Genomic DNA, 15,386 nt, shown 5'->3' with positions numbered 1-15,386 from the left:
CCGCACCACGCTGTCCCCGACCCAGACCGTGCGCCCGCCGCGGAGGGCGGTCGGTCCGGTCGGTGTCCCTCGGCATGACTAGGATGTTGCACGCTCAACAAAACGGGGGCGCGTACGAACGCCGCCGCGGCACGCGCCGTGGCTGCCCGGTCGGCGCGTCCCGCCATGTGACCGCCGAACCGGCCGCGCACGCACGGGAGTTCCGCTCGCCCCGTCAGCCGGTGACCGATCGATCGGAGAGCCGTCATGCCGTTGCTCGACACCAGGACCTGGCAGCCCCAGACCCTGACGGGCCCCGGGTACACCGTCACCGAGCCCGCCACCGGCCAAGCCCTCGGCAGCCTCACCCTCGCCGGCCCGAAGGACGTCGAGGCGGCGGCCGAGAGGGCCGCCGTCGCCCAGCGCGAGTGGGCTCGTGCCCCGCACTTCGCCCGGGCCGCCGTGCTCCGCAAGGCAGGCGACCTGTTCACGGCACACGCCGCAGAACTGCGCGAATGGCTCGTCCGCGAGTCCGGTTCCGTCCCCGGCAAGGCCGACTTCGAACTGCACGTCGCCGCCCAGGAGTGCTACGAGGCCGCGGCCCTCGCCTCCCGCCCGGCCGGCCAGGTCCTGCCCAGCGAGGCGCCGCGCCTGTCGTACACGCGCCGCGTCCCGGCCGGTGTCGTAGGCGTGATCTCCCCGTTCAACGCCCCACTGATCCTGTCCATCCGCTCCGTCGCACCGGCCCTGGCCCTCGGCAACGCCGTCGTCCTCAAGCCGGATCCGCGCACCGCCGTCTGCGGAGGACTGTCCCTCGCCGCGGTCTTCGCCGCCGCGGGCCTGCCGCAGGACCTGCTGCACGTGCTCCCCGGCGGCCCGGACGCCGGACAGGCCCTGGTCGCCGACCCGCGCGTGCCGGTCATCTCCTTCACCGGTTCCACCCCCGCCGGGCGGGCCGTGGGGGAGGCCGCCGGCCGCCACCTCAAGCGGGCCCACCTGGAACTGGGCGGCAACTCGGCCATGATCGTGCTGGCGGACGCCGACCTCGACGCGGTGATCTCCACCGCCGCCTGGGGCTCCTTCTTCCACCAGGGCCAGATCTGCATGACGACCGGACGCCACCTGGTGCACGCGTCCCTGTACGACGAGTACGTCGAGCGGCTCGCCGCCAAGGCGGACTCGCTCGCCGTCGGCGACCCGTACCGCGAACAGGTCCACCTGGGCCCGATCATCGACTCCGGCCAGCTCGCCAAGATCAGCGGCCTGGTCGAGTCCAGCAAGGCCGCGGGCGCCAAACTCGCCGCGGGCGGCACCCACGACCGGCTCTTCTACCGGCCCACGGTCCTCGCCCACGTCGGCGACCACACCCCGGCGTACACGGAGGAGGTCTTCGGGCCCGTGGCGCCCGTACGCTCCTTCACCACCCCCGACGAGGCGGCGGCCCTGGCCGCGCAGAGCTCCTACGGACTCTCCCTGGGCATCGTCACCCGCGATACGGCCCGCGGCCTGGACCTCGCCGAGCGCATACCGACCGGCATCGTCCACATCAACGACCAGACCGTCAACGACGAGGCCGTGGCACCCTTCGGCGGAGTGGCCGCCTCCGGCACCGGCGCCCGCTTCGGCGGCGAGGCCAACCTGGAGGCCTTCACCGAACTGCGCTGGACGACGGTACGCGGAGACGTGGCTCCCTATCCGTTCTAGGCCTGCGGCGCCTGCTGGCCCTCCTGGGCCTGCTGCTCGGCGATCGCCTTGCGGACCTCGTCCATGTCGAGGTTGCGGGCCTGCCCGATGACGTCCGTCAGGGCGGCCTCGGGCAGGGCGCCCGGCTGGGCGAACACGGCGACCTGGTCACGGACGATCATCAGCGTCGGAATCGACTGGATACCGAAGGCCGCGGCCAGCTCCGGCTGCGCCTCGGTGTCCACCTTGCCGAACACGAGGTCCGGGTTCTCCTCCGCCGCCTTCTCGTAGACCGGCGCGAACTGCTTGCACGGCCCGCACCAGGACGCCCAGAAGTCGATCAGGACGAACTCATTGTCCGTGACCGTCTGGTCGAAGTTCTCCTTGGTGAGCTCCACGGTGCTGCTCATGGCGTAAATCCCTCTTCCTGGTGTGGGTCAAGCCGTCGGCACAACACGGCCGACCTGGTACGTATTCCGCGCCCCTACCCGTGTGGCCAGGGCGCACACCACCCACCAGACTGACCTCATGACGGAAACGGAAACCAACACGTACGACGTCGTGGTGCTCGGGGCCGGGCCCGTGGGGGAGAACGTCGCCGACCGCACCCGCGCCGCCGGCCTGACCACCGCGGTCGTGGAGAGCGAACTGGTCGGCGGCGAGTGCTCCTACTGGGCGTGCATGCCCAGCAAGGCCCTGCTGCGGCCGGTCATCGCCCGCGCCGACGCCCGCCGCGTGCCGGGCCTGAGCCAGTCGGTGCAGGGCCCCCTCGACTCCTCCGCGGTCCTCGCCCACCGGGACTACTACACCTCGAACTGGAAGGACGACGGTCAGGTCGGATGGCTCGACAGCATCGGCGCCGACCTGTACCGCGGCCACGGCCGCCTCACCGGCCCGCGCACGGTGACGGTCACCGGCCCGGACGGCGGTGACCGCGTCCTGACCGCCCGGCACGCCGTCGCCGTCTGCACCGGCAGCCGCGCCGCCCTGCCCCGCCTGCCCGGACTCGACGAGGTCCGGCCGTGGACCAGCCGGGAGGCCACCAGCTCCAAGAACGTGCCCGGCCGCCTGATCGTGGTCGGCGGCGGCGTCGTCGCCACCGAGATGGCCACCGTCTGGCAGGCCCTCGGCTCGAAGGTCACCATGCTGGTCCGCGGCAAGGGCCTGCTCCCGCGGATGGAGCCCTTCGCCGGAGAACTCGTCGCCGAGGCGCTCACCGAGGCCGGCGCCGACGTCCGCACCGCCACGTCGGTGGAGTCGGTGACCCGCCAGAACGGCACCGTCGTCGCCGTCACGGACGCCGGCGACCGCGTCGAGGGCGACGAGATCCTCTTCGCGACCGGCCGCGCGCCGCGCACCGACGACCTCGGCCTGGAGACGATCGGCCTGGAACCGGGCTCCTGGCTCGACGTCGACGACAGCCTCCGCGTCACCGGCCACGACTGGCTGTACGCGGTCGGCGACGTCAACCAGCGCGCCCTCCTCACCCACCAGGGCAAGTACCAGGCCCGCATCGCGGGCGCCGCCATCGCCGCGCGGGCCACCGGCGAGACCCTCCTCGCACAGCCGTGGGGCGCGCATGCCGCGACCGCCGACCACGCCGCCGTCCCCCAGGTCGTCTTCACCGACCCGGAGGCGGCGGCCGTCGGCCTGTCACTCGCCGAGGCCGAGCAGGCGGGGCACCGGGTGAAGGCCGTCGACGTGGACCTGTCCACCGTCGCGGGCGCGGGCCTGTACGCCGACGGCTACAAGGGCCGCGCCCGCATGGTCGTGGACCTGGAGGACGAGATCCTGCGCGGAGTGACCCTCGTCGGCCCCGGCGTCGGCGAGCTCATCCACTCCGCCACGATCGCCGTCGCCGGCCAGGTCCCGATCGGCCGCCTGTGGCACGCCGTCCCGTCGTACCCGACGATCAGCGAGGTGTGGCTGCGGCTGCTGGAGGCCTACCGCGACGCCTGACCTCGGGGTCGTCCGGCCGGTCCGGCCCGGGGCGGTTCCCGCCGGGCGCGGGACCGGCCCCGGGCTTCCGGCGCCGGCCGGACCCGACGGTCACGCGTGCGCGGGCACCACCAGCTCCCGGTAGTCGTCGCTCCACAGGTCCTCCTCCGCCTCCGGCAGCAACAGCACCCGGTCCGGGCGCAGCGCGTCGACGGCGCCTTCGTCGTGCGTGACCATGACGATCGCGCCCGGGTACGTGCCCACCGCGGCCAGGACCTCGGCACGCGAGGCCGGGTCGAGGTTGTTGGTGGGCTCGTCGAGGAGCAGCACGTTCGCGCCCGAGTGCACCAGCCCCGCCAGGGCGAGCCGGGTCTTCTCGCCGCCGGAGAGGACACCGACGCGCTTGTCGGTGTCGTCGCCGGAGAACAGGAACGCCCCCAGGACCTGGCGGACTTCGCCGTCGGCGAGATGCGGGGCGGCACCCGCCAGATGCTCACGCACCGTCAGTTCCTGTTCCAGCGTGTCGTGTTCCTGGGCGAAGTAGCCGAGGCGCAGCCCGTGCCCGTGGACCACCCGCCCGTCGTCCGGCGCGTCCTGCCCGGCGAGGATCCGCAACAGGGTCGTCTTTCCGGCGCCGTTGGGCCCGAGCACCACCAGGCGGCTGCCCCGGTCGACGGCGAGATCGACGCCCCGCAGGACGTGCTGCCCGCCGTAGGACCTGGTCAGGCTGACCGCGCCGAGCGGGATCCGGCCACAGGGCGCCGGCTCGGGCAGCCGGATCCTGGCCGTCTTCTCGGCGCGCCGGGCCGGTTCCAGGTCCGCGAGCATCCGGTCGGCGCGGCGGGCCATGTTCCGCGCGGCCACCGCGGTCGCCACCCGGGCCCGCATCTTGCCGGCCTGGGCGTGCAACGCCGCCGCCTTGCGCTCGGCGTTCGCCCGCTCGCGGGCCCGCCGCCGCTCGTCGGCGTCCCGCTGGGCCAGATACTTGTCCCAGCCGGTGTTGTGGACGTCGAGCGCGGCCCGTCCCGGATCCAGGTGGAAGACCCGGTTCACGGTGCCGGCCAGCAGGGACGTGTCGTGGCTGATCATCACCAGCCCGCCCTGGTGGCCGTTGAGGAACCCGCGCAGCCAGGCGACCGAGTCCGCGTCCAGATGGTTCGTCGGCTCGTCCAGCAGCAGCGTGCCGTGCCCGGCGAACAGGATGCGGGCCAGCTCCACGCGCCGGCGCTGACCGCCCGACAGGGCGCGCAGCGGCCGGTCCATCAGTCCCGCCGGCAGTCCGACGCCGGCGGCGACCCGGGCGGCCTCCGCCTCGGCCGCGTATCCGCCGCGCGCCTGGAACTCGGCCTCGGCCCGCACATAGGCGTTCATCGACCGCTCCGTCCCGTCGGCCATCGCGGCCTCGGCGCGGCGCAGCGCCCGTACGGCGTGGTCCAGGCCGCGCGCGGACAGGATCCGGTCGGTGACGGTGACCGACTGGTCGGCCGCGCGCGAGTCCTGCGGGAGATGACCGACGTCACCGGTGCGGGCGACGGTCCCGGCGGCGGGCCGCAGGGTGCCCGCCAGGGTGTGCAGCAGGGTCGTCTTCCCCGCGCCGTTGCGGCCGACCAGGCCGATGCGGTCGCCGGGGGAGACATGGAAGGAGACGCCGGACAGCAGCAGACGCGCGCCCACGCGCACGTCGACGTCACGAACGGTGATCATGAGAAAACGCTCCGAACAAGCAATCCGAACAAGCAGAGGACACACGGGTGGCGTGGAAGCGGGTCCTCGGCTAGGAAATTCGGGGCGTAGACATGGACGTCACGGTAACGGAGGCGCCTGCCGGGCGCCTCCGAATTTCCGCGGCGGCCGGCGTCATGGCGGCGGTCGGCGTTACGGCAGCTCGAAGCCGAGCGCCCGCGCGGCCTCCTCCGGCGTCGGCTGAGCCCAGCGCTCCGTCACCGCCTGGTTCGACGACAGCGACCGCGGCTCGGCCCGGTCGAGATACAGGACTCCGTCGAGATGGTCCGTCTCGTGCTGCACGATCCGCGCGGGCCAGCCCGTGAACACCTCGTCCAGCGCGTGCCCGTGCTCGTCCTGCCCGGTCAGCTGCACCTCCGCGGCCCGCGCCACCACCGCCTGCCAGCCCGGCACGCTCAGACAGCCCTCGAAGAACGCGGCCCGCGCGCCGCCGACGGGCTCGTAGACGGGATTGACCAGCACCCGGAACGGCTGCGGCACCCGCCCGCGCGCCAGCCGCACCTCCTCCGGCACCGGCGCCGGATCCTCGATCACGGCGATCCTGAGCTCCACACCGACCTGCGGCGCCGCCAGGCCGACCCCGGGCGCCGCGCGCATGGTGACCCGCAGGGCCTCGACGAACCGGGCCAGCAGCGCGGGCCCCAGCTGACCGTCGTACGGCTCGGTGCCGCGCCGCAGCACCGGATCGCCGGCCGCCACGATGGTCAACGGGCCGCCACCGGCGAGGAGTTCCTCGACCCGCTCGGCCAGGGGTGCACGATCGCTCGGATTTCCCATCGCGTCAGGATGACATGGCACCCCCCACCCTCGCGTGTCTCACGTCACACGCACTCCCCGGGAACCGGACGCCCCTTCGGCCCGACTACTGCACCGCAACGGCCACCAAGACGTCCCCGGGAGAACCCGCCGATGACCACCGCTCCCTCGACCACAACGGACGAGGCCCCGCGACCCGCCGCCCCGGCGCCGTCGAAGAACAGCTGGGCCCCCCTACGCCCGCTGATCCTCCGCCTGCACTTCTACGCCGGGGTACTGGTGGCGCCGTTCCTCCTCGTCGCCGCCACCACCGGCCTGCTGTACGCCGCCTCCTTCCAGGCCGAGAAGATCGTGTACGACCACGAACTGACCGTCCCCGCGGGCGAGCGGAAGCTGCCGATCAGCGAGCAGGTGACCGCCGCCCGGAAGGCCCACCCCGAGGGCACGGTCTCGGCCGTACGGCCCTCACCCGAGGCGGACGCGACGACCAGGGTGATGCTGTCCGGTGTCCCGGGCGTCGACGAGGGGCACACGCTCGCGGTGTTCGTCGACCCGTACACCGCGAAGGTGCGCGGCTCCCTCGAGCAGTACGGCTCGACCGGCGCGCTGCCCCTGCGCACCTGGATCGACGAGTTCCACCGGGACCTGCACCTGGGCGAGCCGGGCCGGCTGTACAGCGAACTGGCGGCCAGCTGGCTGTGGGTGATCTCGGCCGGCGGACTGGTGCTGTGGTTCTCCCGCCGCCGCACCCTGCGCACGGTGCGGGGCACGAACGGACGGCGCCGCACCCTCGGGCTGCACGGCACCGTCGGCGTGTGGGCGGCGGCCGGGTTCTTCTTCCTCTCGGCGACCGGCCTGACCTGGTCGGCCCACGCCGGGGCGAACATCGACGAGTTGCGGACCTCGCTGGGGCAGGCCACCCCGGCGGTGTCGGCGTCGGCGAGTGGCGAACACGCCGGCCATGGCTCGGCCGCAGGGCAGGCCGGTGACGCCGCGCACGGGGTGGGCCTGGACAAGGTCCTGGCGGCCGCCCGGGCCGAGGGCCTGGGTGACCCGGTGGAGATCGTGCCGCCGGCGGACGCGCAGTCGGCGTACGTCGTCCGGCAGGTACAGCGCAGCTGGCCCGAGAAGCAGGACTCCGTCGCGATCGACCCGGCCAGTGGCGAGGTCATGGACGTGGTGCGGTTCGCCGACTATCCGGTGCTCGCGAAGCTCACCCGGTGGGGCATCGACCTGCACACCGGCATCCTGTTCGGCCTGGCCAACCAGATCGCCCTGATGCTGCTCGCGCTCTGTCTGATCCTGCTGATCGTGTGGGGCTACCGCATGTGGTGGCAGCGTGGCCGTGGCACCGCCTTCGGCCGCCCGGTCCCGCGCGGCGCCTGGCAGCAGGTGCCGCCACAGATCCTGGTGCCGCTGCTGGCGGGGGTCGCCGTCCTCGGCTACTTCCTGCCCTTGTTCGGCATCCCGCTCGCGGCCTTCCTGGCCGTCGACATCCTGCTGGGCGAGGTCGCCTACCGGCGGGGACGGCGGACGTACGGGGCGGGGACGCCGGCGCGGTAGCGGACCGGCCGACGCGCAGGTGCCCGGTTCCCCGTGGGGAGCCGGGCACCGTCGGGTACGTGCCGGTCAGCGCTGCTCGAAGTCACCCGCGAGCGCCGAGGCGATCCGCAGATGCGGCTCCGCCTCCTCGTGCCGGTTCTGCCGCTGGAGCGTGCGGCCGAGCATCAGCCGGGCGTAGTGCTCGACCGGGTCCCGCTCGACGATCGTCCTCAACTCCGCCTCCGCACGGCGCAGTTGGGCCGAGTGGTAGTAGGAGCGCGCCAGCAGCAGCCGGGGCCCGGTCTGCTCGGGCACCTCCTCGACCAGCCCGCCCAGGACCCGCGCGGCGGCGGCGTAGTCCTTGGCGTCGAAGAACATCTGCGCGCGCTCCCAGCGCTCCGCCGGTGTCCCGTGGGCGTAGTACGTCGCGTCGTAGGTCGTGTTCACTCGTGCCTCCTTCGAGGCCGACAACCGAACGGGTTGGTTTAATATTCCACTACTGAATCGGCTGGTACTCGCCGAGGGCGGACGGTTCGGCCATACCGGGACGCCCGGTCACAGCCGGAATGACGCGCTGACGCGGGCCCTTCCACCGGACTAGGTTGTGCGCCATGAGCAATCTTGAGCGCGAGGCGGCTCCCTCCCTGTGTGGTGGCCGCGGCTTCGTCGTAGCCGAGCCGGTTCGCGAACTCCTCAGTCCGCGCCACGTCAAGCTGGGCGAATCCAGCGAGGTCCGCAGGCTGCTGCCCAACCTCGGCCGCCGCATGGTCGGAGCCTGGTGCTTCGTCGACCACTACGGTCCCGACGACATCGCCGACGAACCCGGTATGCAGGTGCCGCCGCATCCCCACATGGGACTCCAGACGGTGAGCTGGCTGCACCAGGGGGAGGTCCTGCACCGCGACTCCACCGGCAGCCTCCAGACGATCCGGCCGCGCGAACTCGGCCTGATGACCTCGGGCCGGGCGATCAGCCACTCCGAGGAGAGCCCCCGCTCACACGCCCGCTTCCTGCACGGCGCGCAACTGTGGGTCGCCCTGCCGGACGGCCACCGCCACACCGACCCGCGCTTCGAACACCACGCCGACCTGCCGGTCGTCACGGCACCCGGCATCAAGGCGACGCTGATCCTCGGCGACCTCGACGGCGCGACCTCGCCCGGCACGGCGTACACCCCCATCACCGGCGCCGACCTGGCCCTCACCCAAGGCGCGGACGTACGCCTCCCGCTGGAACCGGACTTCGAGTACGCCGTCCTGTCCATGTCCGGCGAGGCCCACGTGGACGGCGTCCCGGTCCTGCCCGGCTCGATGCTCTACCTCGGCTGCGGCCGCAGCGAACTGCCGCTGCGGGCGGAGTCGGACGCGGGCCTGATGCTCCTGGGCGGCGAGCCGTTCGAGGAGGAACTGATCATGTTCTGGAACTGGATCGGGCGGTCGCAGGAGGAGATCGTACAGGCCCGCCGGGACTGGATGGAAGGGACGCGGTTCGGGGAGGTGAAGGGGTACGACGGGGATCCGCTGTCGGCCCCCGCGCTGCCACCGACGCCTTTGAAGCCGCGGGGAAGGGTCCGTTGACCTGGGAAGCAACTGACCAGCAGCCTTCCACCGCTCCGGGCAGTGGAACCCGGCGCCCCACCAGACGCGACGACCGTGCCGCCGGGGCAGTCTCCCAATGTCGGAACACACCTCGGTTACGCAGGCGAGGGCGTCACGCAAGACGTCCTCGACGGGCGCTCGGCCATCGCTCACACATCCAGCACCAACCGCTCTCCTTCCGGTGCACGCGAGACGCAGGGCAGCATGGCGCCGGCCGCGCGTTCGGTGGCGGTGAGCCTGTGGTCACGGTGATCGACATTGCCTTGGGCCACCCGTACCCGGCAGGTGCCGCAGAACCCCTGGCGGCAGGAGAACGGCAGGCCCGGCAGGGCCTCGTGGAGAACATCCAGGGCGGAGCGGTCGTACGGCACCGGCAGAACCCGTCCGGTGTCGCCCAGCTGAAGTTCGAAGGGACGGCCGTCCGTGATCGGGGCCGGGGCGAAACGCTCGAAGTGCAGGGCTGACGCGCGGCTGCCACCGAACGCGCGACGAACGCCGTCGATCATGGGCGCGGGCCCGCAGCAGTACACCGCACCCCCCGCCGGGCTCAAGCTCAACAACTCGGCTGCTTCGGGCACGCCGGACTCGTCGTCTGGACGGATGGAGACCCGGCCGGGGGCTGCGGCCGCGAGTTCGGTCAGCTCCGCCGCGAAGGGCATCGAGCCGCGGCTGCGGCCGGTGTACACGAGCCTCCAGTCCAGCCCGCGCCGGGCGGCTTCCCGAGCCATCGGCAGGATCGGGGTGATTCCGATGCCGCCCGCGATGAGCAGGATGGATGCCTCGGCGGCGAAGGGGAAGGCGTTCCGGGGCCCGGTGATCGCGACCCGCGTACCGTCTCCGACGGTGTCGTGCACCTCGGCCGAACCGCCTCCGCCGTCGGCGATGCGGCGCACCGCGATGCGGTACCGGTGCCGGTCGGCAGGGTCGCCGCACAGAGAGTACTGTCGCTTGCGGCCGGAGGGCAGGTGCAGTTCGATGTGGGCGCCGGGCTGCCAGGGCGGGAGTATCGACCCGTCGGGTGCTGCCAGTCGCAGGGAGACGACATCCTCGGCCTCCTGGTGCTTGGCGGCGACCACCAGTTCCCGGATCACGGGCATCTCGGGGGCCGGCGGGCGCCTGGGAGGAGTGCTGCGCCGCGCGAGGCGCGTGACCGCGTTGTCGCTGAAAGCCGCCAGCTTCCGCATGAAGGAGTCGCTGCGCGGCCTGCCGTACAGGTCCGGCGGCCGAGTGATGGGTGTGCTGATGTCCATGGGATGCCTCACTGGTTGCCGGGTCATCGGGCAGCCGCTCGGGCAGCGGGGGACGCCGCCAGGTAGGCGACCGCCTGCTGGGTCGAGCCCTCCTGGGTCGGGTGGTAGCCGGGGCGGAAGTAGCGCAGCACCGAGCGGGCGAACGCGCCCGGCCGGGGCAGCAGGTCCTTGCGGGCCGCGGCCAGGTAGTCGCGGAAGCGGACCTTGACCCGGTCGTCGAGTTCGGGGTCGGCGCTCATCAGGAAGCGGACTCCGCGGATCCACAGCCGGGTCAGCACCGGAGCGGTGACGAGCATGCCGACCACTCGGCGCCGGTACCGGGGATCGAGGTGCACCAGCAGGTCGAACGCGACCGAACGGTGTTCGACCTCCTCCGCGCCGTGCCAGCGGAACAGATCGAGCATCGCGGGGTCCGCGCCGGCCTGGTCCAGGTGCCCGTTGCTGAGAATCCAGTGACCCATGTACGCGGTGAAGTGCTCGAAGGCCGCTATGAGGGCGAGCCGTTGGAGGAGGTGCGTGTGTGCGGCGGCCGGAGTCAGCTCCGGCCGGTCTCCTAGCACCCTGCGGAAGATCCATTCGGACTGGCGGGTGTACGGAGCCGGGTCCAGCCCCTTGGCGAGCAGGTGCTCCAGGACCTCCTGGTGCGCCTCGGCGTGCATCGCTTCCTGGCCGATGAATCCGCGTACGTCCTCGCGCAGCCGGTCATCGGTGATCAGTGGCAGTGCCTGCTCGAAGGTGCGCACGAACCAGCGTTCGAGCTCGGGGAGCATGAGGTGGAGCACGTCGAAGGTGTGGGTCGCGAAGGGCTCACCCGGCAGCCAGTGCAGCGGGGTGGCACCCCAGTCGAAGGTGACGTCCCGGGGTTGCAGCACCAGGTCGTGGTGGTCGATGGGCTCGGGCGGACGGTGCGGGTGGGCATGTGCGGCTCGGAACATGACAGGTTCCTCCTCCGTCAGCGATCGGTGTGTGCGAAAGGGCGGTCAGGCAGTCGTCCAGTACTGCTGGTTTGTCAGATCGGGTGCGCGGTGTGGTCCGGATCGCGGCGGGAGCCGTCTTCGACGCGGTGGGCGAACTCCGCGATCCGGGACGCGATCTCCTCGGGGTGGCTGAGCTGTACCCAGTGCCCGGCGTCGATCGGGCGCCGTTGTATCCGGCGCGTCCAGTGCTCCACTCCGTACGACAGCACTGGTGTGACGCAGAAGTCGCGCGTGGGGACGATGAGCTGAACCGGGACGGTGGTCTGCCGGTCCCGGGGACGCAGCAGGCGGGGCAGCATGTTGGCGCGGTACAGCGCGGTGCCGGACACGGCGTCGCGGGCCAGCGTCGGCGCGGGGTAGGGGGTGTGCCCGGGTACGCCTTGGGAGCCGGTGAGGAAGGTGCGCCAGCGGTGTCCCAGTGCTCTCCAGGTCAGGGCGGGCAGGAGCGGAAGATGGAAGTAGGCGATGTACCAGGACCGTGCGGCCTGCCGCAGCAGCTTCGGCAGATCCGGATGGCGCGGCCGGAGGCGGGCACGGATCAAGTGGCCGACGTGGTCCAGGCAGGGTCCGGAGATGGAGGTGAACGAGGCGATCCGCCCGGCCAGGCGGGTGCCGGTGACCGACTCCCAGGAGTGGATCGATCCCCAGTCGTGCCCGACCAGGTGCACCGGGCGGTCGGGGCTCACGGCGTCGAGCACCGCCTCCAGGTCGGCTTCCAGGCGGGACATCCGGTAGGCGCGCAGACCCCTGGGCCGGTGGGAGGCACCGGCTCCCCGCACGTCGAAGGCGGTGACGTGGAAGCGGTCGGCCAGGCGCTCGGCGACCGGGCGCCACACGGCGCTGGTGTCCGGATAGCCGTGGACCAGCACCACCGCAGGAGCCGTGGACGCTCCCCATTGGTAGGCGGCCAACTCCACGCCGTCCACGCCGTCCACGGCGATTCGGCGGGCGGCCGGGCCGGTCACCGGCCACCGCCGGCAGGGGTCAACTCGCCGTAGTTCAGGCCGCCGTGGACGAAGCTGGGCAGCACCGGCCACTGCCGCTTGAAGGGGGCCAGCTCCGAGGAGGGCAGGATCTGCAGCCAGCGCGGATCGCGCCGGCTGGGGTCGGCGAGGGTCTTCTCCTTGACCATGGAGTCGTACTGGTCGAGGGCGTCCTCCAGGGTGTTGGCGTTGGGCACCACCTCACGGCCGTAGAACGCGGCGTGGCGGCGCACCCCGGGGATGCGGGAGAGCTCGGGCTGCCAGTTGTCGGCCGAGATGCCGTTCTCGGAGGAGACCCACACCCCGTCGGGGGTGTTCAGCACCAGGGAGTGGTTGCCGTCCGTGTGGCCGGGGGTCCACAGCAGGCTGACGCCGACACCGAGTTCGACATCGCCGTCGAAGGCGGTGATGCGCTCGTCCGGTACCCCGTCCATGCCTCCGTCGACGTACCAGGCCCACTGCATCGGATGCATCGATGCGAAGGTGCCCAGCTCCTTGCGGTGCACCAGCAACCGGGCGCGCGGGAACAGCGCTTCGCGGGGCGCCCGTTCGCCGGGAACGGTGCTGGTACTTCCCATGATCATGCGCACGTCCTGGACGTGCAGGTGGTCGAAGCTGACGAAGTCCACGTCCTCGGGTCGCAGACCGCAGGAGGGCAGGACGGTGTTCGGGTCCTGGTAGTAGCGGGCGAAGACGTGCTCGGTGAGAAAGTCCCCGGCTAGCCGCTTGAGCTGGGCGTAGAACGGCGCTTGAGCCGTTCCGGCGGCGACGGTCGGCTCCCACACCAGTGTTTTCGGCTCACCGTCGAAGCCGTCGAACTGCACGACGAGCATCCGGTTGACGATGCTCACGAACGGGTTGACGGCGAGCGCGGCGCCGTGGAAGCCGAACCGGGTCGGGTACGGGGCGGCGGCGATGTCGAAACTGCGGACGGCGTGGATGCGGCCCTGCTGGACGAACCGCTCACGGTAGGTGTCCGCGGCGCGGCGCACGGCGCGCAGCCGGTCACCGCGGGGCCATACGTCGTGGACACCTTCGAATTCGGGGATGGGACGCGGACCGGCGGCGTCGTGGGTCTTCTTCGCGCTGGGCGCCGGCTTGGGCGTGGTGGTCACGGGCTCATCCTTCGGGATGGCGGGCGGTCCGGGTGCGCTGCTCGTAGGCCGCGCGGACCGACCGGTCGGACAGGGCGGAGAGGGCGGCGAGCTGGTCGGGGACAAGGAGGTGATGCAGGGCGTCGCGGGCACGGCCCGGCAGCAGCGCGGCCAACCGGGTCAGGGCGGCCACCTGGCGTGGAACGAAGACCTCGAACCGCGGGCGCAGTACGACGTCGAGCACCGCGTCGGCCACCTGATCCGTCGTCAGGCGTCGGGTGGGGCCGGTCGCGGTGCCCACGGCCAGCTCGGTGTCCACGACGCCGGGCATCACCAGGGACACGTGCACGCCGGTGCCGCGCAGTTCGGCGCGGACGGCTGTGCTGTAGCCGTGGACGGCGTGCTTCGTCGCCGCGTAGGTCGCCTCGCCGGCCGGGGCGACCTTGCTGGCGGCGGAGGCGATGTTCACCACGTGGCCCCGACCGCGTTTCCGCATCCCCGGGATCACGAGTTTCATCCCACGCAGTACGCCGTGGACGTTGACGTCGAACTGGCGCAGGGCGGCTTCCTCCGGTTCCTCCTCGAAGCGGCCCACCCACATGATTCCGGCGTTGTTGATCAGTACGTCGATCGGCCCCAGCCGGGTCTCTACGGTGCGCAGGAAGTCCTCGAAGGAATGGGTGTCGGTGACGTCGAGAGACAGCCCGAGCAGTCGGCCACCGGCGTGCGCGCCGATGGCACCGGCCGTCTCCACGGCAAGCTCCGCGTCGAGATCGCCGATCGCCACGGCGGCTCCGGCCGCGGCGAGCCGGGCTGCGACGGCACGCCCGATTCCGCGGCCCGCCCCGGTGACCGCGATCACTCGGCCGGTCAGCGGTTGTGTCCGAGTGAGCCTGTCGCGGTCTCTCCGGCTGAACCTGTACGGGTACCTGGGCGGTGCTGCCACGGTCGTCGAGCCCCTTCCTTGCCCTGATCATGAGCGGAACGCCGAGCAGCAAAGCGGCCCCACGCACCTTCTGACACGCTGCCGTGTCAGATGAACTGACAAGCTAGAGTGTCAGTTCGGAGCACACCGGTGTCAACACCTCTGCGAAGGGGAGAAATGACCGGCACACAGACCGCCGGGCGGCGCTATGGCGGACGCGACGCGGCGCAACGACAGCAGGAGCGCCGCACCCGCCTCATCCAGGCAGGCCTCGAGAAGTTCGGCACGGCCGGATACGCCGCGGTCTCCGTCAAGCAGGTGTGCTCGCATGCCGGACTGACCGAGCGCTACTTCTACGAGTCGTTCCGTGACCGCGAAGACCTTCTCGCCGGGGTCTACAACGAGCTGATCACTACGATCAGCGCCGAAACCGCGCAGGCCGCAGCCGCTGCCGCACCCGATGTCGACGCCCAGCTGCGCGCCGGCCTCGAGGTGTTCATCCGCACGCTGGCCGGCGACGCCCGCAAGGCACGCCTGGTGCTCATCGAGGTCGTGGGCGCCAGCCCCCGCCTCGAAGTGCGCCGTCGTGAGGTCCTGCACGAATTCGCCGCGATGGTCGCCGCCGTCGTCGGACCGCTCCCTTGTCCGGAAGCCTCCTCCAGCCGGCTCACCATGACCGCGATGAGCCTGGTCGGCGGAGTCAACGAACTCCTCGTGGACTGGACGCTCGGCCACCAGAACGCCACCGTCGAAGAACTGATCGACCTGAGCTACACCCTGTTCACCGCGGCCTATCGAGCCATCAGCGATCAGCCCTGATCCCGCTGGCGCCGCCCGCCCTCGAGGTCCGGCCCGCGCCCTTGTCGCCACCGCTGAGCGCCCGCAAATGCCCAGGCCCGCTAACTGGCCCTAACAAAG

General features: G+C 72.0%; 14 protein-coding genes. 5 read left to right on the top strand and 9 right to left on the bottom strand.

Annotated features, from left to right (window positions below; genetic code table 11):
* Positions 1–246 precede the first annotated feature (246 nt).
* Positions 247–1,683: a benzaldehyde dehydrogenase gene (locus CCL05_RS36075; RefSeq protein WP_086564866.1), complete on the top strand. Its 1,437-nt coding sequence runs from the start codon at positions 247–249 to the stop codon at positions 1,681–1,683.
* Here CCL05_RS36075 and trxA read toward each other — a convergent pair.
* A complete protein-coding gene (gene trxA, locus CCL05_RS36070) occupies positions 1,680–2,072 on the bottom strand; it encodes a thioredoxin (protein ID WP_086564865.1) in 393 nt (130 codons plus the stop codon). The genes CCL05_RS36075 and trxA overlap by 4 nt on opposite strands.
* A 118-nt stretch (positions 2,073–2,190) precedes the next feature.
* On the opposite strand from trxA, the gene CCL05_RS36065 reads away from it, so the two are divergent.
* The gene (locus CCL05_RS36065; RefSeq protein WP_086564864.1) at positions 2,191–3,621 is read left to right on the top strand and encodes a dihydrolipoyl dehydrogenase family protein; all 1,431 of its coding nucleotides are present in this window, start codon (positions 2,191–2,193) and stop codon (positions 3,619–3,621) included.
* Between the two features lie 90 nt (positions 3,622–3,711).
* Here the strand turns inward: CCL05_RS36065 and CCL05_RS36060 are convergent, their stop codons facing one another.
* Together CCL05_RS36060 and CCL05_RS36055 are read right to left on the bottom strand one after the other, a co-directional pair.
* Positions 3,712–5,304 (bottom strand): ABC-F family ATP-binding cassette domain-containing protein, encoded by a 1,593-nt coding sequence (locus CCL05_RS36060; RefSeq protein WP_208641691.1) that lies wholly within the window; start codon positions 5,302–5,304, stop codon positions 3,712–3,714.
* Positions 5,305–5,475: 171 nt separating this feature from the next.
* A complete protein-coding gene (locus CCL05_RS36055) occupies positions 5,476–6,120 on the bottom strand; it encodes a peptide deformylase (RefSeq protein WP_086564862.1) in 645 nt (214 codons plus the stop codon).
* A 132-nt stretch (positions 6,121–6,252) separates the two neighbouring features.
* Here CCL05_RS36055 and CCL05_RS36050 point away from each other — a divergent pair, with 132 nt between their 5' ends.
* Entirely contained in the window at positions 6,253–7,662 is a 1,410-nt protein-coding gene (locus CCL05_RS36050) for a PepSY-associated TM helix domain-containing protein (RefSeq protein ID WP_086564861.1), read from the top strand.
* A 66-nt stretch (positions 7,663–7,728) separates the two neighbouring features.
* Here the strand turns inward: CCL05_RS36050 and CCL05_RS36045 are convergent, their stop codons facing one another.
* Positions 7,729–8,019 (bottom strand): tetratricopeptide repeat protein, encoded by a 291-nt coding sequence (locus CCL05_RS36045; protein ID WP_051185616.1) that lies wholly within the window; start codon positions 8,017–8,019, stop codon positions 7,729–7,731.
* A 233-nt stretch (positions 8,020–8,252) separates the two neighbouring features.
* On the opposite strand from CCL05_RS36045, the gene CCL05_RS36040 reads away from it, so the two are divergent.
* On the top strand, positions 8,253–9,218 hold the full coding sequence (locus CCL05_RS36040) for a pirin family protein (RefSeq protein ID WP_086564860.1): 966 nt from the start codon (positions 8,253–8,255) through the stop codon (positions 9,216–9,218).
* Between the two features lie 170 nt (positions 9,219–9,388).
* On the opposite strand, the gene CCL05_RS36035 is transcribed toward CCL05_RS36040, so the two are convergent.
* From CCL05_RS36035 to CCL05_RS36015, 5 genes are all read right to left on the bottom strand, one after another.
* Complete coding sequence (locus CCL05_RS36035) at positions 9,389–10,489, bottom strand: PDR/VanB family oxidoreductase (protein WP_086564859.1); 1,101 nt, start codon at positions 10,487–10,489, stop codon at positions 9,389–9,391.
* 23 nt (positions 10,490–10,512) lie between these two features.
* Positions 10,513–11,424, bottom strand: coding sequence for a metal-dependent hydrolase (locus CCL05_RS36030; protein WP_086564858.1), 912 nt, complete (start codon positions 11,422–11,424; stop codon positions 10,513–10,515).
* A gap of 74 nt (positions 11,425–11,498) precedes the next feature.
* Positions 11,499–12,431: an alpha/beta fold hydrolase gene (locus tag CCL05_RS36025; protein ID WP_086564857.1), complete on the bottom strand. Its 933-nt coding sequence runs from the start codon at positions 12,429–12,431 to the stop codon at positions 11,499–11,501.
* Positions 12,428–13,564, bottom strand: coding sequence for an MBL fold metallo-hydrolase (locus CCL05_RS36020; RefSeq protein WP_086564856.1), 1,137 nt, complete (start codon positions 13,562–13,564; stop codon positions 12,428–12,430). The genes CCL05_RS36025 and CCL05_RS36020 overlap by 4 nt, the downstream gene beginning before the upstream one ends.
* 4 nt (positions 13,565–13,568) lie before the next feature.
* Positions 13,569–14,489 (bottom strand): SDR family oxidoreductase, encoded by a 921-nt coding sequence (locus tag CCL05_RS36015; RefSeq protein WP_208641690.1) that lies wholly within the window; start codon positions 14,487–14,489, stop codon positions 13,569–13,571.
* 156 nt (positions 14,490–14,645) lie between these two features.
* Here CCL05_RS36015 and CCL05_RS36010 point away from each other — a divergent pair, with 156 nt between their 5' ends.
* The gene (locus CCL05_RS36010) at positions 14,646–15,287 is read left to right on the top strand and encodes a TetR/AcrR family transcriptional regulator (protein ID WP_086564855.1); all 642 of its coding nucleotides are present in this window, start codon (positions 14,646–14,648) and stop codon (positions 15,285–15,287) included.
* The last annotated feature ends 99 nt before the right edge of the window (positions 15,288–15,386 follow it).

The sequence above is a fragment of the Streptomyces africanus genome (genome assembly GCF_002150735.1).
Lineage (GTDB): Bacteria > Actinomycetota > Actinomycetes > Streptomycetales > Streptomycetaceae > Streptomyces > Streptomyces africanus.
The sequence above is the reverse complement of the archived record's forward strand: the minus strand, read 5'-3'. Positions and strand labels throughout refer to the sequence as shown.